This window comes from Bacillus sp. BS98 (genome assembly GCF_008432245.1).
GTDB lineage: Bacteria > Bacillota > Bacilli > Bacillales > Bacillaceae_G > Bacillus_A > Bacillus_A toyonensis.
On the sequence record NZ_CP043830.1, the window covers coordinates 2,169,318 to 2,191,873 of the forward strand.

30 protein-coding genes and 1 pseudogene are annotated in these 22,556 nt (G+C 32.9%); 25 read left to right on the forward strand and 6 right to left on the reverse strand.

Annotation, left to right across the window (positions count from 1 at the left end; all coding sequences use genetic code 11):
• Positions 1–156 precede the first annotated feature (156 nt).
• From rocR to F0362_RS11325, 5 genes are all read left to right on the forward strand, one after another.
• The gene (gene rocR, locus F0362_RS11305) at positions 157–1,542 is read left to right on the forward strand and encodes an arginine utilization transcriptional regulator RocR (RefSeq protein WP_002038616.1); all 1,386 of its coding nucleotides are present in this window, start codon (positions 157–159) and stop codon (positions 1,540–1,542) included.
• A 210-nt stretch (positions 1,543–1,752) separates the two neighbouring features.
• The gene (gene ablA, locus F0362_RS11310) at positions 1,753–3,174 is read left to right on the forward strand and encodes a lysine 2,3-aminomutase (protein ID WP_000902144.1); all 1,422 of its coding nucleotides are present in this window, start codon (positions 1,753–1,755) and stop codon (positions 3,172–3,174) included.
• Positions 3,171–3,443, forward strand: coding sequence for a YokU family protein (locus F0362_RS11315; protein ID WP_000995765.1), 273 nt, complete (start codon positions 3,171–3,173; stop codon positions 3,441–3,443). Before ablA ends, F0362_RS11315 begins: the two co-directional genes overlap by 4 nt.
• Before the next feature lie 72 nt (positions 3,444–3,515).
• Positions 3,516–3,731 carry a YozE family protein gene (locus F0362_RS11320; RefSeq protein ID WP_000750718.1) on the forward strand — a complete coding sequence of 72 codons (216 nt, stop codon included), beginning with the start codon at positions 3,516–3,518 and terminating at the stop codon, positions 3,729–3,731.
• 248 nt (positions 3,732–3,979) lie between these two features.
• Positions 3,980–4,642, forward strand: a complete 663-nt coding sequence (locus F0362_RS11325) for a hypothetical protein (RefSeq protein ID WP_000101503.1) — start codon at positions 3,980–3,982, stop codon at positions 4,640–4,642.
• Between the two features lie 4 nt (positions 4,643–4,646).
• On the opposite strand, the gene F0362_RS11330 is transcribed toward F0362_RS11325, so the two are convergent.
• The gene (locus tag F0362_RS11330; RefSeq protein WP_000456536.1) at positions 4,647–4,802 is read right to left on the reverse strand and encodes a DUF3930 family protein; all 156 of its coding nucleotides are present in this window, start codon (positions 4,800–4,802) and stop codon (positions 4,647–4,649) included.
• 150 nt (positions 4,803–4,952) lie between these two features.
• Here F0362_RS11330 and F0362_RS11335 point away from each other — a divergent pair, with 150 nt between their 5' ends.
• From F0362_RS11335 to F0362_RS11355, 5 genes are all read left to right on the forward strand, one after another.
• Positions 4,953–5,132 (forward strand): YozD family protein, encoded by a 180-nt coding sequence (locus tag F0362_RS11335; protein WP_000658452.1) that lies wholly within the window; start codon positions 4,953–4,955, stop codon positions 5,130–5,132.
• A gap of 110 nt (positions 5,133–5,242) precedes the next feature.
• Positions 5,243–5,425, forward strand: a complete 183-nt coding sequence (locus F0362_RS11340; RefSeq protein ID WP_000473369.1) for a hypothetical protein — start codon at positions 5,243–5,245, stop codon at positions 5,423–5,425.
• Positions 5,425–6,246, forward strand: a complete 822-nt coding sequence (locus F0362_RS11345) for a serine/threonine protein kinase (RefSeq protein WP_000871043.1) — start codon at positions 5,425–5,427, stop codon at positions 6,244–6,246. The genes F0362_RS11340 and F0362_RS11345 overlap by 1 nt, the downstream gene beginning before the upstream one ends.
• Positions 6,228–6,983, forward strand: a complete 756-nt coding sequence (locus F0362_RS11350; RefSeq protein ID WP_000486638.1) for a sporulation protein — start codon at positions 6,228–6,230, stop codon at positions 6,981–6,983. The genes F0362_RS11345 and F0362_RS11350 overlap by 19 nt, the downstream gene beginning before the upstream one ends.
• A 77-nt stretch (positions 6,984–7,060) precedes the next feature.
• Positions 7,061–7,696, forward strand: coding sequence for a phosphatase PAP2 family protein (locus tag F0362_RS11355; RefSeq protein WP_002093763.1), 636 nt, complete (start codon positions 7,061–7,063; stop codon positions 7,694–7,696).
• On the opposite strand, the gene F0362_RS11360 is transcribed toward F0362_RS11355, so the two are convergent.
• From F0362_RS11360 to F0362_RS30905, 3 genes and pseudogenes are all read right to left on the reverse strand, one after another.
• Positions 7,686–8,567, reverse strand: a complete 882-nt coding sequence (locus F0362_RS11360; RefSeq protein WP_000380382.1) for a cation diffusion facilitator family transporter — start codon at positions 8,565–8,567, stop codon at positions 7,686–7,688. The genes F0362_RS11355 and F0362_RS11360 overlap by 11 nt on opposite strands.
• Before the next feature lie 629 nt (positions 8,568–9,196).
• Positions 9,197–9,511 carry a thioredoxin family protein gene (locus tag F0362_RS11365; RefSeq protein WP_001206937.1) on the reverse strand — a complete coding sequence of 105 codons (315 nt, stop codon included), beginning with the start codon at positions 9,509–9,511 and terminating at the stop codon, positions 9,197–9,199.
• Positions 9,512–9,579: 68 nt separating this feature from the next.
• A pseudogene (locus F0362_RS30905) lies at positions 9,580–9,817 on the reverse strand (site-specific integrase); the annotation flags it as partial.
• 330 nt (positions 9,818–10,147) lie between these two features.
• Between F0362_RS30905 and F0362_RS11375 the strand changes: the two are divergent.
• From F0362_RS11375 to F0362_RS11395, 5 genes are all read left to right on the forward strand, one after another.
• On the forward strand, positions 10,148–10,888 hold the full coding sequence (locus tag F0362_RS11375) for an N-acetylmuramoyl-L-alanine amidase (protein WP_000135303.1): 741 nt from the start codon (positions 10,148–10,150) through the stop codon (positions 10,886–10,888).
• A gap of 200 nt (positions 10,889–11,088) precedes the next feature.
• Positions 11,089–11,367, forward strand: coding sequence for a hypothetical protein (locus F0362_RS11380; protein WP_002093762.1), 279 nt, complete (start codon positions 11,089–11,091; stop codon positions 11,365–11,367).
• Positions 11,368–11,781: 414 nt separating this feature from the next.
• Positions 11,782–12,030, forward strand: a complete 249-nt coding sequence (locus F0362_RS11385) for a DUF3947 family protein (RefSeq protein WP_000500114.1) — start codon at positions 11,782–11,784, stop codon at positions 12,028–12,030.
• Between the two features lie 131 nt (positions 12,031–12,161).
• Positions 12,162–12,698, forward strand: coding sequence for a C1q-like domain-containing protein (locus F0362_RS11390; RefSeq protein WP_001278084.1), 537 nt, complete (start codon positions 12,162–12,164; stop codon positions 12,696–12,698).
• 117 nt (positions 12,699–12,815) lie between these two features.
• Positions 12,816–13,433, forward strand: coding sequence for a hypothetical protein (locus tag F0362_RS11395; RefSeq protein ID WP_079995200.1), 618 nt, complete (start codon positions 12,816–12,818; stop codon positions 13,431–13,433).
• A 426-nt stretch (positions 13,434–13,859) separates the two neighbouring features.
• Here F0362_RS11395 and F0362_RS11400 read toward each other — a convergent pair whose 3' ends face one another.
• Positions 13,860–14,054, reverse strand: coding sequence for a hypothetical protein (locus F0362_RS11400; protein WP_000712072.1), 195 nt, complete (start codon positions 14,052–14,054; stop codon positions 13,860–13,862).
• Between the two features lie 272 nt (positions 14,055–14,326).
• Here F0362_RS11400 and F0362_RS11405 point away from each other — a divergent pair, with 272 nt between their 5' ends.
• From F0362_RS11405 to F0362_RS11425, 5 genes are all read left to right on the forward strand, one after another.
• Positions 14,327–14,923 (forward strand): hypothetical protein, encoded by a 597-nt coding sequence (locus F0362_RS11405; protein WP_001157702.1) that lies wholly within the window; start codon positions 14,327–14,329, stop codon positions 14,921–14,923.
• Positions 14,924–15,412: 489 nt separating this feature from the next.
• Positions 15,413–16,411 (forward strand): glycoside hydrolase family 25 protein, encoded by a 999-nt coding sequence (locus tag F0362_RS11410; RefSeq protein ID WP_000540675.1) that lies wholly within the window; start codon positions 15,413–15,415, stop codon positions 16,409–16,411.
• Between the two features lie 198 nt (positions 16,412–16,609).
• Positions 16,610–17,461, forward strand: a complete 852-nt coding sequence (locus F0362_RS11415) for a peptidylprolyl isomerase PrsA (RefSeq protein WP_000727478.1) — start codon at positions 16,610–16,612, stop codon at positions 17,459–17,461.
• A gap of 570 nt (positions 17,462–18,031) precedes the next feature.
• The gene (locus tag F0362_RS11420) at positions 18,032–18,250 is read left to right on the forward strand and encodes a hypothetical protein (RefSeq protein WP_000864289.1); all 219 of its coding nucleotides are present in this window, start codon (positions 18,032–18,034) and stop codon (positions 18,248–18,250) included.
• Between the two features lie 620 nt (positions 18,251–18,870).
• The gene (locus tag F0362_RS11425; protein ID WP_033658415.1) at positions 18,871–19,206 is read left to right on the forward strand and encodes a YolD-like family protein; all 336 of its coding nucleotides are present in this window, start codon (positions 18,871–18,873) and stop codon (positions 19,204–19,206) included.
• 208 nt (positions 19,207–19,414) lie between these two features.
• On the opposite strand, the gene gerPF is transcribed toward F0362_RS11425, so the two are convergent.
• Entirely contained in the window at positions 19,415–19,630 is a 216-nt protein-coding gene (gene gerPF, locus F0362_RS11430; RefSeq protein ID WP_001141565.1) for a spore germination protein GerPF, read from the reverse strand.
• 204 nt (positions 19,631–19,834) lie between these two features.
• Here gerPF and F0362_RS11435 point away from each other — a divergent pair, with 204 nt between their 5' ends.
• The 5 genes from F0362_RS11435 to F0362_RS11450 all read left to right on the forward strand — a co-directional run bounded on the left by F0362_RS11435 (position 19,835) and on the right by F0362_RS11450 (position 22,538).
• Positions 19,835–20,170 (forward strand): hypothetical protein, encoded by a 336-nt coding sequence (locus F0362_RS11435; RefSeq protein ID WP_001066863.1) that lies wholly within the window; start codon positions 19,835–19,837, stop codon positions 20,168–20,170.
• Positions 20,171–20,204: 34 nt separating this feature from the next.
• On the forward strand, positions 20,205–20,411 hold the full coding sequence (locus F0362_RS30910) for a zinc finger protein 100 (RefSeq protein WP_033657305.1): 207 nt from the start codon (positions 20,205–20,207) through the stop codon (positions 20,409–20,411).
• A gap of 120 nt (positions 20,412–20,531) precedes the next feature.
• Positions 20,532–21,260, forward strand: a complete 729-nt coding sequence (locus F0362_RS11440; RefSeq protein ID WP_000238413.1) for an SDR family oxidoreductase — start codon at positions 20,532–20,534, stop codon at positions 21,258–21,260.
• A 191-nt stretch (positions 21,261–21,451) separates the two neighbouring features.
• Entirely contained in the window at positions 21,452–22,153 is a 702-nt protein-coding gene (locus tag F0362_RS11445; protein WP_001070053.1) for a DUF6944 family repetitive protein, read from the forward strand.
• A 172-nt stretch (positions 22,154–22,325) separates the two neighbouring features.
• Positions 22,326–22,538 carry a YqaE/Pmp3 family membrane protein gene (locus F0362_RS11450; RefSeq protein ID WP_000990226.1) on the forward strand — a complete coding sequence of 71 codons (213 nt, stop codon included), beginning with the start codon at positions 22,326–22,328 and terminating at the stop codon, positions 22,536–22,538.
• Positions 22,539–22,556: the final 18 nt, after the last annotated feature.

Here is a 22,556-nt window from a genome sequence, read left to right on the forward strand (position 1 = left end):
GGCTGCTCGTAAAAGCCCGACTAATTAAAGTTTTACGTTATCTAATCAAAAATAAATTTCATCAAAATATTAGAACGGAATCGTCATGCTTATAATCGCACATAAGTATGCCGGAAATTCGGCATAATATTTGCTGAATTTTCGGCAAAAGGGGGGATGACATTGCTAGCAGTTTCGACACAAGAAGTCATTGAAGCGATTTTGGGCAGTATTGATGAGGCTATACACGCAGTAGATGAAAATGGTATTACAATTTTTTATAATACAGTTGCTGCGAAACACGATGGATCCAAAATTGAAAAAGTGTTAGGAAAGCATTTGTTAGAGGCGTTCCCATCTTTAACTAGGGAAACGAGTACATTGATGAAAGTTTTAGATACAAAAAAACCAATTGTACATCAAGTGCAACATTATCAAAATTTAAATGGAGAAGATGTTTGTACTGTAAATACGACGTTACCTATTTTTATAGATGGGAATATTGCTGGTGCTGTTGAAATTGCGAAAGACTACTCTACAATTCAAAAGCTAACTGATACCATTGTCGATTTACAGTCGAAAATAAAGCGATCGTCTAGAAAAAAAGTGATTAAAAAGCATGCTGCATTTGAGACGATAGTGACAAATGATTCTCGCTTTAAACAGACGAAAGAGTTAGCGCAAAAAGTAGCGCCAACAGATGCAAACGTTTTAATATATGGTGAAACGGGAACAGGAAAAGAACTGTTCGTGCAAGCAATTCATGAAGCTTCTAAAAGAAAAAACAAGCCATTTATTGCACAAAACTGTGCAGCTTTACCAGAATCACTATTAGAAAGCTTACTGTTTGGAACGACAAAAGGTAGCTATACAGGGGCGATTGAACGGGCAGGCTTATTTGAACTTGTAGATGGAGGAACATTATTTTTAGATGAACTGAATTCAATGCCGCTCGATTTACAAGCGAAAATGCTACGTGTATTAGAGGATGGAGTCATTAGACGAATCGGTGATAATAAGACGAGGAAAGTAGATGTTCGCGTGATTACCGCGATGAATCAGCCGCCAGAAGTATGTTTACGAGAAAATAAAATTCGCACTGATTTATATTATAGATTAAATGTGTTTTCATTATATATCCCGCCACTACGTGAAAGAACTGAGGATGTATTACTATTAGCTTCTTATTTCTTGAAAGAATATAATAAAAGCTATAAAAAAGGTGTACTTCAAATTGATAAGGAAGCGAAAGAAAGACTACAAGCTTATCAATGGCCTGGAAATGTTCGTGAGTTAAAACATACAATTGAACATGCTGTCATTATTGCGGAAGGAAATGCATTAACCGCAAATTGTTTACCTCGTATATTTAAGAAAGAGAAACTTCCAAAGAAGAAAAGTATATTACCGCTTCGGGAAGCTCTTCATCAAACAGAAAAGGAATTAATAGACCAAGCGTTGATTGAAACGGAAGGAAATATTTTGCAAGCAGCAAAAATGTTAGGTATTCCGCGTCAAACGCTTCAATATAAACTGAGTAAGTACGACAAAACCGCCGAATAATCGGCGGTTTTTGTGTGTTTGCACCAATGAAAGAACGTTTACATATATAAAAGGTAATGAATATGATAGTTAATATTCTGTTATTACTGCACTTGAAAATATTTTTTCTCCTATATAGTAGGGTATTTCGCACATTTACTTATCAAGAATATGAAGTTGGCATAACAATTGCTTATATAAAGGATGAGCGTATAAAAAGGGGGAATAGCAATGTTACATGATGTATACAAACCAAATCGTCACTGGAAGGATATCGAATTATGGAAAGATGTTACTGAAGAGCAATGGAATGATTGGGTTTGGCAATTAACGAATACGATCAAAACGTTAGATGACTTAAGGAAAGTGATTAACTTAACACCTGAAGAAGAAGAGGGCGTTAAAATTTCAACGAAAACGATCCCGTTAAATATTACACCGTATTATGCTTGGCTAATGAATCCTGATGACCCACGCTGTCCGATTCGGATGCAATCTGTACCGATCTCGGAAGAGTTATATAAAACGAAATATGATTTAGAAGATCCACTTCATGAAGATGAAGATTCACCAGTTCCAGGGCTAACACATCGTTATCCTGACCGCGTATTATTCTTAGTAACGAATCAATGTTCTATGTATTGTCGTTACTGTACACGCCGTCGTTTTAGTGGACAAATTGGAATGGGTGTACCGAAGAAACAATTAGACGATGCGATTGCTTATATTAGTGAAACACCACAAGTACGTGACGTTTTAATCTCTGGTGGTGACGGTCTTCTAATTAATGATAAAATTTTAGAATACGTATTAAAAAATTTACGAGAGATTCCGCATGTTGAAATTATTCGTATCGGAACGAGAGCACCAGTAGTATTCCCGCAACGTATTACAGAAAACTTATGTAACATTATTAAAAAGTACCATCCAGTATGGTTAAATACACATTTCAACACTTCTATTGAAATTACAGAGGAATCGAAAAAAGCATGTGAAATGCTAGCGAACGCGGGTGTTCCAATTGGAAACCAAGCGGTAATTTTAGCAGGTATTAACGATAGCGTTCCAATTATGAAAAAGCTAATGCATGACTTAGTAAAAATCCGTGTACGTCCATATTATATTTACCAATGTGACTTATCTGAAGGTATTGGACATTTCCGTGCACCAGTTTCTAAAGGTCTTGAAATTATTGAAGGCTTACGTGGACATACTTCTGGCTATGCAGTACCGACATTCGTTGTGGATGCACCGGGCGGAGGCGGAAAAATTGCGCTTCAGCCAAACTATTTAATTTCACAAAGTGCGGATAAAGTTGTACTTCGTAACTTTGAAGGGGTTATTACGACGTATCCAGAACCAGAGAGCTACATTCCAGGAAGAGCTGAAGGTTACTTTAAAGAAATTTATCCGAACTATGAAGAAAAACGTTCAGATGTTGGTATTGCAGGTCTTATGAGCGATAAGAAATTTAACCTTGTTCCAGATGATTTACAGCGTATGAACCGTCGTAAAGACTATGAAGATAATGATACGCATGCATCTTTAAAAGATAAACGTGATAAGCGAGACCAATTAAAAGATAAAAAATATCAATCGCAAATGGCTAAATTAGAAGAAAACGACAAAAAAACTGAGGGTGATGCAGTATGAATTGTATGTGGTGTGACAGTACAGAAGCGAAAGAAAGCTTGAATACTGTGTATTGGGAACTACCAGATGGTACGAAAGCCATTGAAATCCAAAAGACACCATGTATTTCTTGTTCCTCATGTGGAATGGACTATCAAGCAGACCATACTGTAAAAGAAATTGAAGATCAGTTGTTTTTAATTTATACGAAAGATTTGCCAAAACAACTAACATATGAAGAGTTAATGGGAAGACCAAGACTATTAAAAAGAAATTATTTCGACTTTTAACCAGCTTTTATGCTGGTTTTTTTCTTTTTTGCCTTGTATAATGTATCCAAGTTAGAAAGGCAGGGAATATTTTTGAAAAAGACATTTTACCATTATATGATGAAGCATCGCGCAGCTTTATTTAGAAATGAAATTTCAGATTTAGCAGAGGCAATGTATGATGATTTAAGTTTTCCGAAGCAATCTGAAGACTATGATGAAATTAGTTCATACTTAGAGTTAAGTGGAATGCTAGAAAGTATGTCTATATTTGATGAAGCGTGGGATTTATACATACAAGAAGGATAAAAACGATTTGAAAACATACAGAATACATTACTTTTTGAAAGTGAAGTATTCTGTATGTTTTTTTATATGAAATGTCTTGATTTAAAGCTAGTCTATTTACTAGCTTTTTTTGCGTTTCACATAAATTTTATGTAGTGGTATTTTTTTATCGAAAAAATTTATGAATATAAGCTTCTGTGATAAGCGTTTTTAAGTAGGTTGCATATACTGTTATCAAAATCACGACGTCAAAAAAAGGAGAGATAGAGATGGCAAGAAAAAAACAACCTAAATACAACGTAGGGGACATAGTCGTGATTACGCTATATGGAACCGTTGGTAAAATCACAAATATGAAAGTTTTAGATGGGGTTTATGTATACGAAGTCAATAATCACGATGGATTTTATGTAGAACAAACATTGCAACACGTTACAGAGCAAGAAATGAAAAAGGGCGATACGGAGTGGATTGAATTAAATTATAATTTCACCTTTGGTGATCTCGTGCAAGTGACTGGATATGATAAAGATGTTTTCCGTATTGTTGGTTTTCGTACAGAGGTATGGAGATACAAAAATGACGCATGGGAAGATACGATATATGAGTTATCACGAATTACGGATGGTGAATGGTTAGAAGCGGATGAATCAGATTTAACTTTACTTGCCAATGCTCAAACGGCAAATGCAATTTTGAAGAAAATGAAACAAGATAAAGCCGGCATGAATAAATTGGATTTAGGAAAATTAAAGTCAATTAACAACTCGAAAAAAGTGAGTGTTAAGACAAATCGTCAAGAAATCATAGATGGGTTACTTGATATTTATAACGATTATCAATTGTTATTTGATACATTTAAAGATGAAGAATATAAAATTGTTATGGATGTTGTTCATAATTATTTAGTTAAATTGACAGAGAAAAAATAGTTAACTAGACAGAGAGAATAAATTGAACAACAACATATGCAGTATAAGGTATGCCTACAATTATTAAAAAAATAAAAAGCCATTTAATAAGAGAGTCTGCCCATTGATCTTCATGCATGAACTCTTCTTTTGTTTGTTCTACTTCGTATTGGTATTCCATTATTATTTCCCCCTTTTGGATAGCTTGTACTACCATCGTATGCACCTCGTCCAAATGATATGACCTATAAAAAAAGAAAAACTATTTTTCTAATCTCATATACATAATTTTGAGATTTTTTCATAAAACAGAAATAAAGGAGTGATGCTCATGAAGGAAATTGAAGTCGTAATTGATACGGAAGAGATTGCGGAGTTTTTTTATGAGCAACTAATTGAAAGGGGATACGTCCCAAAGCGAGAGGAAATTGAAGATCTCGCAGATATTACATTCGAGTATTTATTAGAGAAATGCATGATTGACGAAGTTTTTGATGAAGAGGAAGATTGAAAGTAACGGCGGGCTAAACTCGTCGTTTTTTACTCTTTACAAACTTGTCACAAATGTGCTTATAAATTATTGGTATAATTAAGAGAAAATTTTACTAAAGAGGTGAAGGGATGTTCAAAAAAATTATTGATTCTTTATTAGGAAAGAAAAAAAATCGTTCGTATTCGAGTAGTGATTATCGTCATAGAGGGCGCTCTTATTCAAGTAGTGACTATAAGCGACGTTCATCTGGTTATGGACACCAACATTATAAAAGAAAACGTAAAAGCCGTAGCTTCTTTTCAAGTAGCTGATGAAATGGCATCGTGTACTAGCTTTATTTGATAGACCACTGCGAAAAAATACAATTGTAGCAGAACGTTATAAAATTGAATCAGTAATTGGAATGGGCAGTTATGGGGTTACATATGTCGTTAATGATTTACAAATAAATAGATATAAAGTCTTAAAACAGTTAAGACAAAGTAAACAAAGATATGAGTCTGGTAGAAAATCATTTGAGCAAGAGAAAATGATTTTACAAACATTGAATCATCAAGCAATTCCTAGTTTCTATGATCAGTTCTTATGGGAGAAAAAAAGCTTTTTTGTGATGGAATATATGCCTGGTGAAAATTTTGAAGATTATATTTTCTCAGATGGGCGTGTATATAAAGAACGTGAAGTTTTTGAAATTTTATATGAAATATTAGGAATTGTTTCAGTTTTTCATAGTAAAGGTATTATTCACCGAGATTTACGTATTCCGAACATATTAATGAAAGAAAATCAAATTAGTATTATTGATTTTGGATTAGCTAAATATAAAGGTGAGGATGATGAGCGAGCTACAACGTATGAAGGTGAACAAGCTTTGATGCGAGAAGTTCACTTTCGTAGCGATTTTTATGCGCTTGGCCATTTCTCGTTATTTTTATTATATGCAGGATATGAATCTATTGAAAAACATGAAAAGCCATGGTATGAAGAGTTAACTTTGAAAAATGATAATCGTGAAATATTGATGCGAATGTTACAAATAAAAACACCGTACTATGAGAATGTACAAGATTTAAACAAAGATATAGCTTTTGCTTTAGAAAGGATGGAGACTCCATGTTTCAAAAGTTTTTAGCGAGTGTTGGCATTGGTAGTGCAAAAGTAGATACTGTTCTTGAAAAAGAGGAGTATGTAGTTGGAGAAACGATAGTAGGGAAGGTTCGTATAACTGGGGGATCAGTTAGCCAACAAATTGAAAGCATTTACTTAACGTTATCTACATCATATGTAAGAGAAGTGGATGATAAAAAAGTAACAGCAACGTTTGACTTAGAGCGAGTTCGTTTAACAGATCCATTTTCTGTAGAGCCAAATGAAAAGAAAGAAATTCCATTTTCATTTAAGATGCCAATTGAAGCACCACTAACACTTGGAATGAAAACGGTTTGGGTTCATACAGGCCTTGATATTAAAAATAGTATTGATCCAAGTGACCGTGATTACATTCAAGTGTTGCCAAATGCACTATTGAACAGTGTATTAGAGAGTGTAAATCAATTAGGTTTTAAAGCGCGTCATATAGAATGCGAAGAATTACCATATCGATTACGTAAGCAAGTACCATTCGCACAAGAGTTTGAGTTTATTCCTGTTTCAGGACAGTATTATGGGAAATTAGATGAATTAGAATTATTAATCTTGCCAAGTTCCCACGATCGGTTAGAAATCATTATGGAAGTAGATAGAAAATCACGTGGATTGGCAGGTTTATTTGCAGAAGCACTTGATCTGGATGAGAAGGTTATTCGCTTTACAGTAACGAATGAAGATATCCCAACGATGCAGCAAAAAATTAACAATTATATTTTTTAATAAACTATGCATAAAAAAGAAATGGAGAGGAAAACTAAAACAACCGCTCCATTTTTTTGCATAGTGAGGTTATGTATGTGAAACGATATCGACATTTATACTTGTTAAGCTTTACTCTACTCATTTGTTTTGTCGCACTATCACTTTCGTATCATACCGCTTGTATTGAGAAATTTGACAATATAGTTGCACACTTTATTCAAAGTTTTCGAAACGATTATTTGACAACCTATTTTACTTGGGTGTCCTTTATCGGTTCCAAAAGAATATATTTTCCGTTACTCATTATTCTTGTAATGTATTTTCTCGTTAGAAAAAAGTTGCTTAGTGCATTACTTCTAACAATTAATTACTACGGATCTCGTTATTTAAACAGTATGCTTAAACTATGGTATGAACGGGCAAGACCTGATGTAACGCAGCTTGTTACTGCAACTGGATATAGTTTTCCGAGCGGTCATACGATGAATGCTACTGCTTTTTTAGGATTTATTGCATACGTCACAATTACTGAAGAGCGTATTTCATTGCATAAAAAACTGTTGATTATTCTTATAGCAAGCTTTGTTGTATTATCTATTTCAGTTAGCCGAATATATCTTGGCGTGCATTTTCCATCTGACATATTAGCAGGATGGGCAGCTGGCGGTAGCTGGCTCGTTTTATGTGTTATATTTCATAAAGCGTTTATAAAAAAAGAACCTATGTCATAATAGGTTCTTTTTCCATTGGTTCAACATGAATGTGGGCATGGTAAATTCCGAATTTTTTTCGAAGCATGGCTTCGATGTTGTCAGTAATACAGTGACTTTCTCCAACATCCATACGAGCGTCTACCTCGATTGTAATATCAACGTACGTTTGATTCCCGTACATACGCGCTCGAATATCTACAATGTTTTCCACACCAGAAATATGCTCAATAGCATCAGCATATTCTTCCATTTTATTAGGATCAATGCCATCTGTTAGCATATGAGAAGCTTCTACGAAAATTTCCCATGCAGTTTTACAAATAATAAGGCCGACAATTAGAGCGGCAATAGGATCTAAAATAGGCATTTGGAACTGTGAGCCGACAATGCCTACAACTGTACCAATACTTACGAGCGCATCTGATAAATTATCCTTTGCGGCAGCTTCTAATGATTTACTCTTTGTTCGAATTGCAATCTTTTTCGTATACCTAAATACACAGTACATAACGACAGCAGAAAATAAAGCTACCCATGCAGCAAGTACATTGGGCGCAGCTTGTTTCGGATTTAAAAATGATTGAATGGCACTAATAACAACTTCTAATCCGACCGTTGCCATAATGAAAGAAGCAACAAGCGAAGCTATTTGTTCTGCACGCGAATGCCCATATGGATGATCTGGATCTCGAGGTTTACGAGAAATTTTTAAACCGATTAATATTGCTAAAGAGGCACCAATATCCGTTAAGTTATTCAAACCGTCAGCACGTAATGCGCTAGAGAGGGTAATATAACTGATGATAATTTTCATAGAGGATAAAAATATGTAGGCCATAATGCTGACAATAGCACCTTTATCAGCTTCTTTATGAGAAAGAGTATCCATTTTAATCACGCACCTTTCTTTAAAGGAATTTCTTTCTATACATAGAGTATCAAATGAAACTCGTGTGGGTCTATACAAACATTGTTGACACTTTATAGCTTTTTAAGTAGGGGGTAACAATGTTTCGTTAAGGAAAAATATGTTGAAAAGTACAAAGTGAGGGTATGAATATAATTGGGAATCATTCACAATGAAAGGGATACGATGGTAGGTGGATGTAGAAACGAATACTTTTCTTACTATGTATTTTTCTAATAATGACTGGATGTAATTCATCAAATGATGAAATTGTGAAGAAGTATTATATTTCTAAATGATCAATATCTACATGTAAAGGATACGGTGGATTAAATGAAAGATATGTAATGAACATAGAAAACAAACAAATAATCAATGGGGTTCATAATTTTTGGATTGAAATGAAAAAACAAAAGGAAAGTGGCGAAATACGACAATACGATATATTAATTACATATGAAAGTGGTGATACGAACGTATACATCTATACTTAGGGGATGAAGGGGGAAAGGAGTGTAATTATATACATTGGTCATGAAGAAAGAGCTACGACAATAATTGTGAAAAAAGATGAAAATCCTCTGAAAAATATTTTTCAGAGGATTTTCATCTTAGTATGCTTCTAAAAACTCAGTAACTTGCTCTTCAGTTTTTGCATTAGCACTATGTAAGTGGCCTAGCTTCTCGCCATTTTGATATACAAGTAAACTTGGAATACCCATTACTTGATACTCTTCAGCGATACTTGGGAACTCATCTTTATTAATAGAATACCATTCAAACTTATTGAACTCTTCCATTACCTCTCCGATAAAGTTGTCCATGCGTACACAATCTGGGCACCATGTAGTAAAGAACTTAACAACTACTGGCTCCTCACTTGCGATGATGTCTTTGAATTCTTTTTCAGACTTGATTTCTCTCATGTTTTTGACTCCTCTCAATGTTACACGGATAAGCTAGTATTTGTATGCGAAATCCGTAATTGCAAACATTAGTATTTTTGAAATAGATTGTTTGCAAAATCTTCGACTGCTTTTTCTTGTAGGTCTGGTACAACTTGTGAGTAGGTGTCTAATGTGTTGCCTACTCTTTCATGTCCTAATCATTCGCTTACGATCTTTAGTTAAATACATTATTGCAACATTAATGTTAAGGGATTGCTTTAGATTATGAAACCGAATATCAGGAACCTCACTTTTCTTTATAAGCTTTTTCTTCATTTTTTGCAAGTAGCTGGGATGGCATGATTAGAAATTTCTTTAGATATTTATGGGGAAGTATCGTTAATAGAGTGACATTAAAACTAAATGGACTAGATAATTAGAAAGTGAGAGTGATTCATAATGAATTTTTCAAAAGAGAATACAAAAAAGATTCCGTAACTGAAAAAATGGGTTGCGGTTTTTTCTTTACTTGAATTTTATTATATTAAATTCGGTATGCGAAAAGATTTTAGATGAATTAGCGCCTTATTTGTCTGCACTTGGTATGGACTTAGGTATATGGACAGACCATGAGGAAATCTCTGAATATACTAATAAAAAAGGAGATGTTGAGTAATGGCGCGTTATAGTTTACATGGAGGACACAATAGTATTGTACAAGGGGCTAACTGGGGAAATCGGAAAGAGCATGTTTTGGATCGTCAAGTTAAAGATGCGGTTGCGGCCAAGTTAAAAGCTTTAGGACACACAGTCTATGATGATACGGACGAAGTAGGAAGCACTCAAGCTCAAAATTTAAATAATATTATTCGTAATAGTAATTCACATGTTGTAGATTTAGCTATTGCTTTTCACCTTAATGCAAGTGATGGGACTGGGCAGGGTGTTGAAGTGCTGTATTATGATCAGAATGAACTAGCATCTAAAATTTCAGCTCAACTAGCAAAAGATATTGGATGGCGTGATCGTGGTGCGAAACAACGTAAAGATTTAGCAGTATTGAATGGGACTAAAGCACCAGCTATTCTTATCGAATTAGGATTCATTGATAATGATTCCGATATGGCAAAATGGGATGTTGATAAAATCGCTAATTCAATCGTTTTTGCTTTAACTGGACAATCTGGTGGAGGTAGCCAACCACCTCAAAAACGTAATATTGTCGAAGTTGGTGGAATAGGTAAAGAAAACTTGGCTGAATTAGTAAGTGCTTTAAACTCAGTTAAGATGACAGGTAACTTAATTCTTAGAAGTGATGGCTATGTTTATCCTGTAACTGATCCAACTAGCGATACTCAATTAAAAGCATTCACTGATTATCTTGACCGTAAAGGCTGGGCATATACTGTTAAGTAAACATACTATGTAAATACAAATAAGCCTATGTAAAGCGAAAAAAAGAGGCCTACTCGTATGATGAGTAGGCTGCTTTTTTATTTTATAAAATAAATTAATTTGAATAGAGGTTTTCCTCAAGCATTTATTAAAGCTACGAATATTTATAAGAATATGAGTATGGAAACAGGTCTAATTTTGGAATAGCGGAGGAGATTGTTGTGGACATAACTCAAAGTGTGGCAAGAATAGTGGTAAATGGGAAAGACCTTCCGTTCACTGCAGTTCAAACTTCTGCGTGGAATAATGGTCCTGTATATGATGTAACTGTTTCAACAAAGCAGAGAGTGAACGAGCTTTATCAATTTATGTGGTCACAGGTACCAGTTACACTTACGATGTATTTTCTTCAAGGAGCAGACTTAATGCGATTTGTAAGGATTACTGGGATTAATGAAAGTGTAACGGGAGAATATATATATCATTTCTCTTGGGGATAAAAGCAATTTAAAGTAGCCTAAAAGCTACTTTTTTATTTTGTTAAGGAATTATCGGAAAATCGTGAATGAAAAGTCTCTCCAAAATATATGAAGTGACTTTTCATTCACAAATACTAATAAATTAAGAATGTATGAAAAAGGTTGTAAGTTCACCTATATAAGGAGGGCTGATAGAGCTAGCCACATATAGTTTTTTATTTGAGGTACATTTATTTTTGGATCATAAAATCACCTTTAATAGTTAAAGTATTATTAGCAGATGAAGCTTGGAAGTGAAATAGGAAATTAGGAGGGCAATAGAAACATTTAAAATGAAAAACGTGCTAAAGGCTAGTAGACTAGCTCTTAGCACTCACTGAAATAATTATACATAACATACTTTGTAATAACTTATTCGAAAGTGAGTTGAAATTAATGTTTTATTCATATGTGGATTCTCAAGTTGGCATACGACCAGCGTATGGTACGGCTATAACGTATAGCGGGGCACAAAGTACAGTTCAAGCTGTTCAACAAGCATTGCAAATGCAACAACAAATGCAAATGCAGCAAGGTATACAACCGTATTATTCCTCAATGGAGTATTTTTACCCAACGCAACATTTTACACCATATGGAATTGCTTTTACTTCAATTCCATATGGAACAGTATTCAATTTATAAATATAGAGGAATAAAATGAATACAAAAGGGTGCAAGTAAAAAGCACCCTTTTAAAAATAAGAATAGCTAGTCCAAACCTCTCTAATCAATCTTGCATAATATGTAGTAATAAGCTTGAAAGGGGAACGAGTATGTCTTGTTATTACTACTGTAAGTATTGTAAGGATTATAAAAAGAAGCAACATGATTGTCGTAATAACACTAGTAAGTGTCATGCCAACAAGGATAACCTTGTTAGGGCATCAGCATTTAGAGCTAGAAATACTGTAAATCAAAATGTTCCTGCTAATACTTTTGTGAAAGTGTCATTCCAAAATGAACAATTTGATTTAGCAAATGAGTATAATCCAGCAACGTCTATTTTTATGCCGAAGACGAAAGGCGTATATTCTATTATTGGAACGATTGGTTTCTTTCCAAACGATACAAATTTAAATTATAGAGCTCGTGTAGAAATTCGTGTGAATGGAAATGCAGCAATAGCTATAGATAATGACTTTTTTGGTCCAATAGGTTTTGGAAATGTTGTAAGTGTTTCAACAATCATTCAATTGAATGCAGGAGATACAGTTGAGATTTATGCACAAAGTAGTATAGATGGTGTTTTAAGCCCCTTAGAAGATGGTTCGCACTTTGAAGCGGCAAGATTTCCGTCTCCTACTAAATAAAGTAGGTAATTTAAAAATGAATAGAAGTTTAATAATAGATCCTCACCAAACAGGTGGGGATTCATTTTTTTATTAATAATAGTAACAGCTCATCCAAGCTTTTCTAATCAATTTTGCATAGTATGTAATAATAAATTTAAAGGGGGACTTACTACGTTTTATTATTACTGTAAGTATTGTAACGAGTACAAAAAGAAGAGTCATGATTGTTATAGGAAAAGTAGTCAATGTGATGGGAAGTATGTAAAAGTAAATTGTTGTGGTAATAAGAAAGAGGAGCTTGTAAGAGCGTCGGCATTTAGAGCTGTGAATACAGTTAATCAACCTATTCTGGCAAATACGTCTGTTAAAGTGTTATTTCAAAATGAACAATTTGATTTAGCAAATGAATATAATCCAGTAACATCCACTTTTATGCCTAAGACTAGAGGGGTGTATAGTGTATTAGGGAATATAACATTCTCACCAAATGATATTAATGTGAATTACAGAGCTAGAGTAGAAATTCGTGTAAATGGAAATACAGCAATAGCTATAGATAATGATTACTTTGGGACAGGGGTATTTTTTAATAATGATGTTTCAGTCACTTCTATTCTTCAATTAGAAGCAGGGGATGTAGTTGAAATTTTCGCAGAAAGTAGTATTGATGGCGTTATTGTACAAAACGTTAATGGTTTAAATACTGTTCATTTTGAAGCGGCAAGGTTTCCTTCTCCAATTGAATGGAGCTGATAAGTAGATGTTTTATAGAAAGTTTGTTAAGACCCTCACTAAATAGTGTGGGCTTTTTATTGTTTTTCTAAAATATATAAGCAATCAGATTTAATTTCGTTTATTATATGAGTGTTTTATGAATTAGATATAATAGAAGAGAAATGAATGGTAATAGTGAGAGTATAATATATAGAAGGTTATTGTCGAATCCACACGATGGATATAAAAAAAGAGCATACATAAAAAGTATGCTCAAAAGAAAGATAGGTTTTATGAGTGGATAATCTCCATAGGATAATATATGCGTGTTTAATGAAAATGTGTAAAGAATCAATAAATTATCAATGGAATATCATGAAATGAGTAATTTTAGTTTAGGGATGTAGTTGTTTTCTTTCGAAATAATCTAGGTAACAAAGTTGTGAAAATCGTGCATGATGGGGACTAACAATGGGATAATGATCGTACTTCAGTTACATATTTCTTAAAGTTTGGATATTGCGTGATAGTTTGGCATTTAGGGGTGAGTAGTTGATTAATTATAGAAACATTTGTAATTACTTCGTTACAAGGACCGAAAAATGTAACTTTTAGTTTTGAATTCGGTGGAACTTTGAACACGATAGGTTCTTTTTTCATGAAATCAGCTCCTAATATTCCACATTATATGTGCTTCACCTTTTGATTTAAATGATTATTAAGGTGTATTTATATAATATGAAATCTTTGTTAAGTTGATTATAATATAGAACCTCATTGTCGTATAAGTACATAAACATGTGGGGAAAAGCGGAGAATACTCTATGAAATGTATAATTAATATAATATGAAAAATGATTTGATTATCTAATGCATTTTATGTCCTGATACATATTACGGTAGTAAGAATAGTATGAGGAGGTAATAAAAGAATGCAAGAAAATGTACAAGCTCAGCCACAGCTTTCACCACCGTGGATCACACATTTTAATGAACTAAGAAATTCAATTGGTGCTGATCCAACAGTTACAGTGGGGCCACTTATTCCGGTTGGCGGGAATTATATTATTTTAGTGCATGCGTTAAGTAATGAAAAAGCGAGAGCATTAGCAACGCTTCTAAAATCTTCTGTACAATTTGGAAATGTAAGTGTAACGGTTATTGTAACGAATAATGAAAATGAAATTGTAAATCCATTTCCTTGTCCACTAGATGCATTTGAAATTGCGCATTTATTTCAAGTAGCGTTAGAGAATAATCCTTATTTTGAACAAGTTGTGGTACAACCTCAGTTCCCTGGTGGAGTGAATGTTGTATTTCCAGTTTTTAAAGCGGAAGTGATTCAATTTTTTAATGATGATATTTCAAATCTATGTCAAACGTTTACAGGTGTTGCTGCAAATGTGTTTCGTGATGTAATGCAGGATGATGTTTGTGATATCCCAATATTATTTTCCACAAGTTGCGTTATGAACAGTGAAAATCCACAATTACAAAATAAAGATTTAGAACCAAAGTTGTTTTATTAAGATGCAAAAAGACATTTTCAAAAATCGGAAATGTCTTTTTTTATGTATTAATATTATTTTGTACCAAAATTTATTGGCTGGCAATCAGTGGTAAAATGTAAAAAAATTATAGTTTTACTCAATTTTAAATAGGCTGGATAGCGTATGGAATTGTTGATTACAGATAGAAATGAAATAAACAATGAGTGTTAGGCTAGACTATTATAAAAAGATAGTTCACATATAGGGGTTTTCTACGTACAAGCAAATAAACATAGGACATATAGAAGATTTTATATTATCAACAGAAAAATCATTTTTAAATAAATTGATATTTTCACGCCTAATTATATGAGTTAGAGGAGAGATTGAAAGAAGTAGTTTTAAAGATTATATATTTCAAAAAATAAAGATTTCTTCTTATTTATATTATAGATAGATAGTAATAGATATATGTGGATTATGCTAAAACAAGCTTTGAATATGATAATAAAAAGGAGTTGAATTGTAATGGGTTACATTGTTGATATTTCAAAGTGGAATGGAACTATTAATTGGGAAATTGCAGCGCCTCAACTAGATTTAGTTATTGCTAGAGTGCAAGATGGTTCAAATACGGTGGATTTTATGTATCAAAATTATGTGAATGCAATGAAGAAGCATAGTGTTCCGTTTGGTAATTATGCATTTTGTCGTTTTATTTCTATTGCAGATGCAAAGAAAGAGGCACAAGATTTTTGGAATCGTGGCGATAAGTCTGCTGCGTTTTGGGTGGCGGATGTTGAAGTACAAACGATGGTAGATATGCAAGGCGGGACACAAGTATTTATAGATGAATTACGTCGTTTAGGTGCGAAAAAAGTAGGTTTATATGTTGGGCATCACACGTATGTATCGTTTGGAGCGCGTAATATTGATGCTGATTTTGTATGGATTCCTCGTTATGGAGGGAATAAGCCGGCGTATCCGTGTGATATTTGGCAATATACGGATTCGGGGAATGTTCCTGGGATCGGGAAATGTGATTTGAATCAATTAATAGGAAATAAGTCACTTTCCTGGTTTATAGATTCGAATCAAGAAAATCAATCTAATGTAGTGGATTTGCAGCAATCAAGTGGTATTGGTATTGCAGTTTCAAAATATCCTGATGGATACGGCATAAATTTATATGAAAATCCTGTGAACCCCCAGTATACAGGTGCAATCACTAAGAAAATCCCGTATTTAATTTTAAACAGTTATTGGGGAGGCGGCGATAAAGATATGATTTGCTTAGGGAATGATAAGCAGTGGGTATATTTAAACCATTTTGATGTGAGATGGTATTATGCTTCTTCAAAATATCCTGTCGGGTACGGAGTGAATTATTATGGAGAGCCTGAATGTATTAATTATAAAGGAAATATAGATGGATCAACATCTTACCGTGTGTGGGGAAGAGTAAAAAATGCGGTAGATATCGGACAAAGTAGTTGGATACCGGAAAAACATTTAATCATTAAGTAACCTTAGTCGTTAAATGTTTTTGAGGCATTCGTAAAGAGTCTTCTCATTAATAAATAGTGAGAAGATTTTTCATATTTGTGTATAAAAAATATGATACATATTTGATTCAAATGAAATGAATTACATATGGAAAACACACTGTTTTCACAATAACGGTGTATAGTTACGTTGCATAATAATAAAAGTGAGGTATTTGAATTGAAAAAGAAAAAGCTATTTTTGGGAACAATTATTTCATGCGTGGTACTCGCATTATCTGCATGTGGTTCCTCAGACAACGTAGTAACATCAAAAGTAGGAAATGTTACAGAGAAAGAGTTAAGTAAAGAATTAAAACAAAAATATGGAGAAAGTACATTATATCAAATGGTATTAAGTAAGGCGCTGCTAGATAAATATAAAGTTTCAGATGAGGAAGCAACAAAACAAGTAAAAGAAGCAAAAGATAAAATGGGCGACAATTTTAAAGAGACTTTAGAAAAACTTGGGTTAAAAAACGAAGATGAATTAAAAGAAAAAATGAAACCAGAAATTGCATTTGAAAAAGCGATTAAAGCGACTGTCACAGAAAAAGATGTAAAAGATAACTATAAACCAGAAATGAAGGTAAGTCATATTTTAGTAAAAGATGAAAAAACCGCTAAAGAAGTAAAAGAGAAAGTGAATAATGGTGAAGATTTTGCCGCTTTAGCGAAGCAGTACTCAGAAGATACTGGTTCAAAGGAACAGGGCGGGGAAATAGCTGGTTTTGGCCCTGGGCAAACTGTTAAAGAATTTGAGGAAGCTGCGTATAAATTAAATGCAGGACAAGTAAGTGAACCAGTTAAAACATCTTACGGTTACCATATTATTAAAGTGACCGATAAAAAAGAGTTGAAACCATTTGAAGAAGTGAAGGATAAGATCCGTAAAGATTTAGAACAACAAAGATTACAAGATACGACAGGTAAATGGAAACAGCAAGTAGTCAATGATTTATTAAAAGATGCTGATATTAAGGTGAATGATAAAGAATATAAAGAGACATTTAAATTTCTAGAAAAGAAATAATACGGATAAAAAAACAGAAATGTAGCATTTTGCTAGACTTCTGTTTTTTGTTATTTTGAAAAAAGAATGCAGACTTCTTCGGTAAACACAATCATACTAGAATGATTCGGATAAGTAAAAAACAAAAAACTAAATAAAATAAAATTTTTAAAGGTAAAACTCTAGAAGTATTATGTAACTTGAATTAGAAAAGGGAACTCATATTGAGTTCCCTTTTCTAATTAGTGTGTGTGTTATAAAAAAGATAGTAAGACAATATAATATTACATTTAAATATTAAGAATTACAATGGAAAATTGTAGGAAAATGAAATTGGAAATAATAATCGTTTTAAAAAATGTTGATATAGTAATGTTTTGATTATTTTATTACATATAAATTAAGTATATAAATTTTTATAGTGGATCAACATAATTTGAAGAATAGTACATATAATATTTTTGAATAAACATTTGCAATATTATAGGAAGTGAAAAGTTGAGCATTCTATTAAAAAGGATGTTCTTTTTGTTATGAATATTTCTAAATGTATTATTTACTAGATGAATAAATGAAAGTGGGGGAGAATATATGAAAGTGATTTTTCAAAGAGAAGACGGAGGGAAAGTTTTTGAATCGAATGATGAAAATATAAGTGATTTATTAGCTATATTAAAAGAAACGAAAGGGATTAAAATTGGGATGGTTGAGTATGAAGTGTTAAAATATGAAATAGAGTATTTTCGTCATCCGAAAAGAGGAGAAACGGAGAGGGAGTTACATATAACCATACATCCTAAATATATGTAATGAATGGTAGCGATATCAAACTATTATGAAAGCAAAGGAGTATTTGATATTGTAATATGATATGTACGAAAAGAGAGTGTGGAAATCGCCCTCTTTTCACAGAAAACCTATAAGGAATAAATTGAATTACATTATAAATTTCTTAAATTTTGTGAGTTCGTTCATTATAATGTATGTTTGCGTTTAAGAATGGTTCATGCAAAAAAATAAAGGTTTGTAGTGTAGGCAGGGATTTTATATTCGATTAAACGAATATAATGTTGTAGTTTGTTGACGAATAATAAATGAAACTTTCATTCAGAAAGAAAGCTAGTCAAGATAAAAAAATAAAGTTGAAAATATAACGTATTAGAAAAAACGATTTCACTTTATGTGAAATCGTTTTTTATTCGCTAAATGTGTTTCAATGTGTAGAGAGTGAAAAGTTTGTTTTAAGGGAAAAAAATATAAATATGCTCCTTCTCAAAAGAACGTAGGTTCGTGTATAATTAGAACGAATGTTCTTTTTTGGTGCAGACCTTATACAATTTAGAAATAAATACGAACTTAGTAATTACTAAAAATGATGGAGTAACAGTATGTGTGAAATAGAGTGGATAAATGATCAAGGAGATAAAGAAATGAATCATGTAAAGAGGCAGAAAGAAGAAAGAGAGTGGGTTCCATTTACAGTAATGTCGGAACAATTGTTAAGTATGAGAAAGGTTATTGGTGAGAAATTAAAAGTGCAAAGGCCGATAGTAACAAATGAAGAAAAAGAAAGAATTTCTGATAAATTGCTAACGGCATTATTGTCTGAGCAAGAAATATTGGTGACATATTTTGAAGATGGCTACATACTTACAAGTTATATGACAGTCGTTCATATAGACCCGGTAAGGCAGATTATAATGTGCACAGACGCATTTTATAAAACTCACGTAATGAGTTTTACAGATGTAATTGAAATAATGTAATAGAAGCTGAACTTTAATATCCAGCTTCTATTATTTCTGATAGATGGAAGAAATAATGCGAAATAGCAGCTGGCTTCATGCTAACTGCTAAGCCCCAGGGAAAGGGAGAAAAAGATAGGGTACTCCAACATTCAATAATAGCTGTGAAACAGCCTGATTATAGTATAGACAAATTTAAAATTCCTATACAGAAAGATGAAAAATAGGGTTAGGCTGTACCCACTTGATTTTGATCTGCAAGGTCCGAATCAAACGTATTAGTCGCACTAACACCGTTAAAAGTATTAACAACAAAACCAACGTTTGATGCGCCAGATCCATTGTAAGCTTTCGTATTTTCTTTCGGAGAAACGTTGTAGAAATCACCTAAGTTAAATGATCCGTTACTATTTTGTACAACTAAATTCCCTACAACTGAGGGCATAATTTTCACCTGCTTTATAATGAATTGTTAACATTACTATATGGGAGTAAAGTCCAAATGGTTCATGTAACAAAAATTGTGGAATAGTAAAACGTTTCAAGCGTGGCTTTCAATAAAAGTGTGTTAAACTTAATATGAGTTGGATAATAAAAAAGAAATAATTTGTATAATTAATATATACGAAAACAAAGGAGGCAAAATGTTATGAATAACGTTATAAAAAAAGTAGATTTATCAGATGCAAAATCAAGTAATCTTGTTGCGCTTATTTATAGCAATGAAGTTATATTGATTGAAAACGCATTTTGTCCAAATGAAATAAAATTAAAGTTTAATGAGATTGCAATTTTATCTGCAATTAAAACAGCTCATATTGCAAAAGTGTCCATCAGAAAAGAACTTGAAGCGCTTTTTCATGATACAGGAGTATTACTGGTGAAACAAAGTGCTGAAGTTGGTAGCAGTCAATCTATAACAATGCATTTTGAGCAGTTCAAAAAATTACAATATGAAATTGAGCTTTTAAATAAAAGTATGTAATCAGGCTAGTTGAAGATTTTTTCACAAAAGTGGACTGTGTTATGTTGAAAAGTGGATTGGAAATTATTTAGATGAATCGCACTATAAACATAAATATAGTTTTATGAAAATGCAGGGTAATGAGGATTTTCAAGCTGGTAAATTAGGTACAGTTTATATGTATCAATGTAAAAATGCGGGAAAGAAAAGTTGCAATTTAAAAATTAATAATGAAATAAACAACGAATTTTTAAATATGTAAACGGGAGTAACCATTATGGTTACTCTTTTGTTTATGTGTGCAATATTAAAAATACTTCTAAAGTATGAAGTGTTTTTAATACTTTAGTAAATAGATAAATGAAGGTTAAAGGAGTAAAATATGGTAAAGGGAGGCGAGGGATTGAAGCGAAATGACATTAGGAAACTCGTAATTATTACAGGAGTGACGCAAGGATTAGGACGCGCGATGGTTGATCGATTTCATGAATTGGGATGGAACATATGTGGATGTGGACGTTCAAAAGATAAAATTGAAGAACTAAAAAAACAATACGGTAATACACATGATTTTCAAATAATTGATGTTTCAGATTCGCAGCAAGTTAGTAGTTGGGCAAATGATATCCTTACTAAATATCGGGCTCCCGACTTGTTAATAAATAATGCATCAATTGTGAATCAAAATGCACCAATTTGGAAAGTTACCGCTGGGGAATTTGAAAATGTAATGAATGTAAACGTGAATGGTGTAGTAAATGTAATAAGAGCATTTGTCCCAGCAATGGTAGATAGAAAAGAAGGAATTATTATTAATATGAGTTCTAGTTGGGGAAGAGAAGGTGAGGCAGATCTTGCACCATACTGTGCCTCGAAGTTTGCAATTGAAGGTATCACGAAATCTATGGCACTGGAATTGCCTGATGGTGTGGCTGTAGTTGCTTTAGATCCTGGCGGTGGTATTAGCACTCCAATGCTGCATTCATGTGCACCACAGTATGTTAATGAATCACCCACACCTGAAATGTGGTCACATAATGCGATTCGATATATATTGAATATAACAATAGATAAAAATGGAGATTCATTGACATGCCCAGCATGTGTTTAAAAATAAGTATCTATTACTCAATGTAATTTCAGTGATATACGTTTTGGCTAAAAAAGTACCTTTAAGGTACTTTTTGTATTAGTAACACATTATAGAATGCACAAAATTACATATGGAAAATAAAATATTTGATTAAGAGTGACTTTTGGTTATTTCGAAAGCACGAGAAAATATCAAAATAGGTGATGAAAATGAATCCAAGCAGTTTAAAAGTGACAGGAGCATGGTATCAAGTAGGAGGAAATCTTACAGCTGCTATTGGAACGACAAGAGGATTTATTGGGGAAGAGAAAATTGAATCGGACCTTGTTATTATAGGAAGCTCATTACAAGCCTTCGGGTATATTTTACAAATTATAGCGAGTAATTATACCGAAGATGAAGATGAAGAAGTAGAAAATCGAAATATATGTTTGCAGAATGAAAGTGAAACACTGGATAAAATGGGAATTGAGTTATTGGCATTAGGGAATATATCAAATGTAATAGGAACATATTTTAATAAAAATGAACAATTAACAGAGAATGATTATCTTATCATTGTCGGGAACAGTTTACAATCGATTGGTGCTTTTTTAGGAGTAGAAGCAGCTTTGATTGAGATGAAAGTAAAACAGCGAATCATTGTACTAGGCAATTCTATGCAAAGCTTAGGGGCCGGACTACAAGCGTATCAAGGCATAATTAATTTATCGAAGGATGAAGTAGAAAACGAAGATCGTATTCTTGATAAGAAGGATGAGAGGATAATAGCACTGATTGGTATTTGGATACAGGCAATAGGAACGGTAATTTCTGCGATTGGATTAACTGCAGTAGAGAAAGAGAAAAGTTTTGAAAATAATAAGAATTTTAAAATACTCATTGAAAGAGCGGATGTAAAATGTAATTAAATAGGTAGGAAGAGTTTGGTCTAGTAGGTTTTTTTGCATATGGACAGAATATATATTATAGAAGAAATGTTATAATTGCTTAATTGAAATTTGTGTAACTTCAAAATCAAAGAGTGTGCTTGCATATGAAAAGAAGTGTTATAAAAAATCCAAAATAAGGAGTTTTCAAGAGATGATGTACTTATTGGCAATTCTACTTCCACCTGTAGCTGTATTATTTTGCGGAAAGCCATTTCAAGCAATAATTAATTTCATATTAACTTTAATATTTTGGGTTCCAGGCGTCATACACGCGATTTTAGTCGTACATGATAAAAAGGCGGATCGGCGAGTGAGAAAACAAATTCAAGCATATGATGAAATTAATAAGAGGAATAGAAGATAATTCGTCTGTGAAAATAGT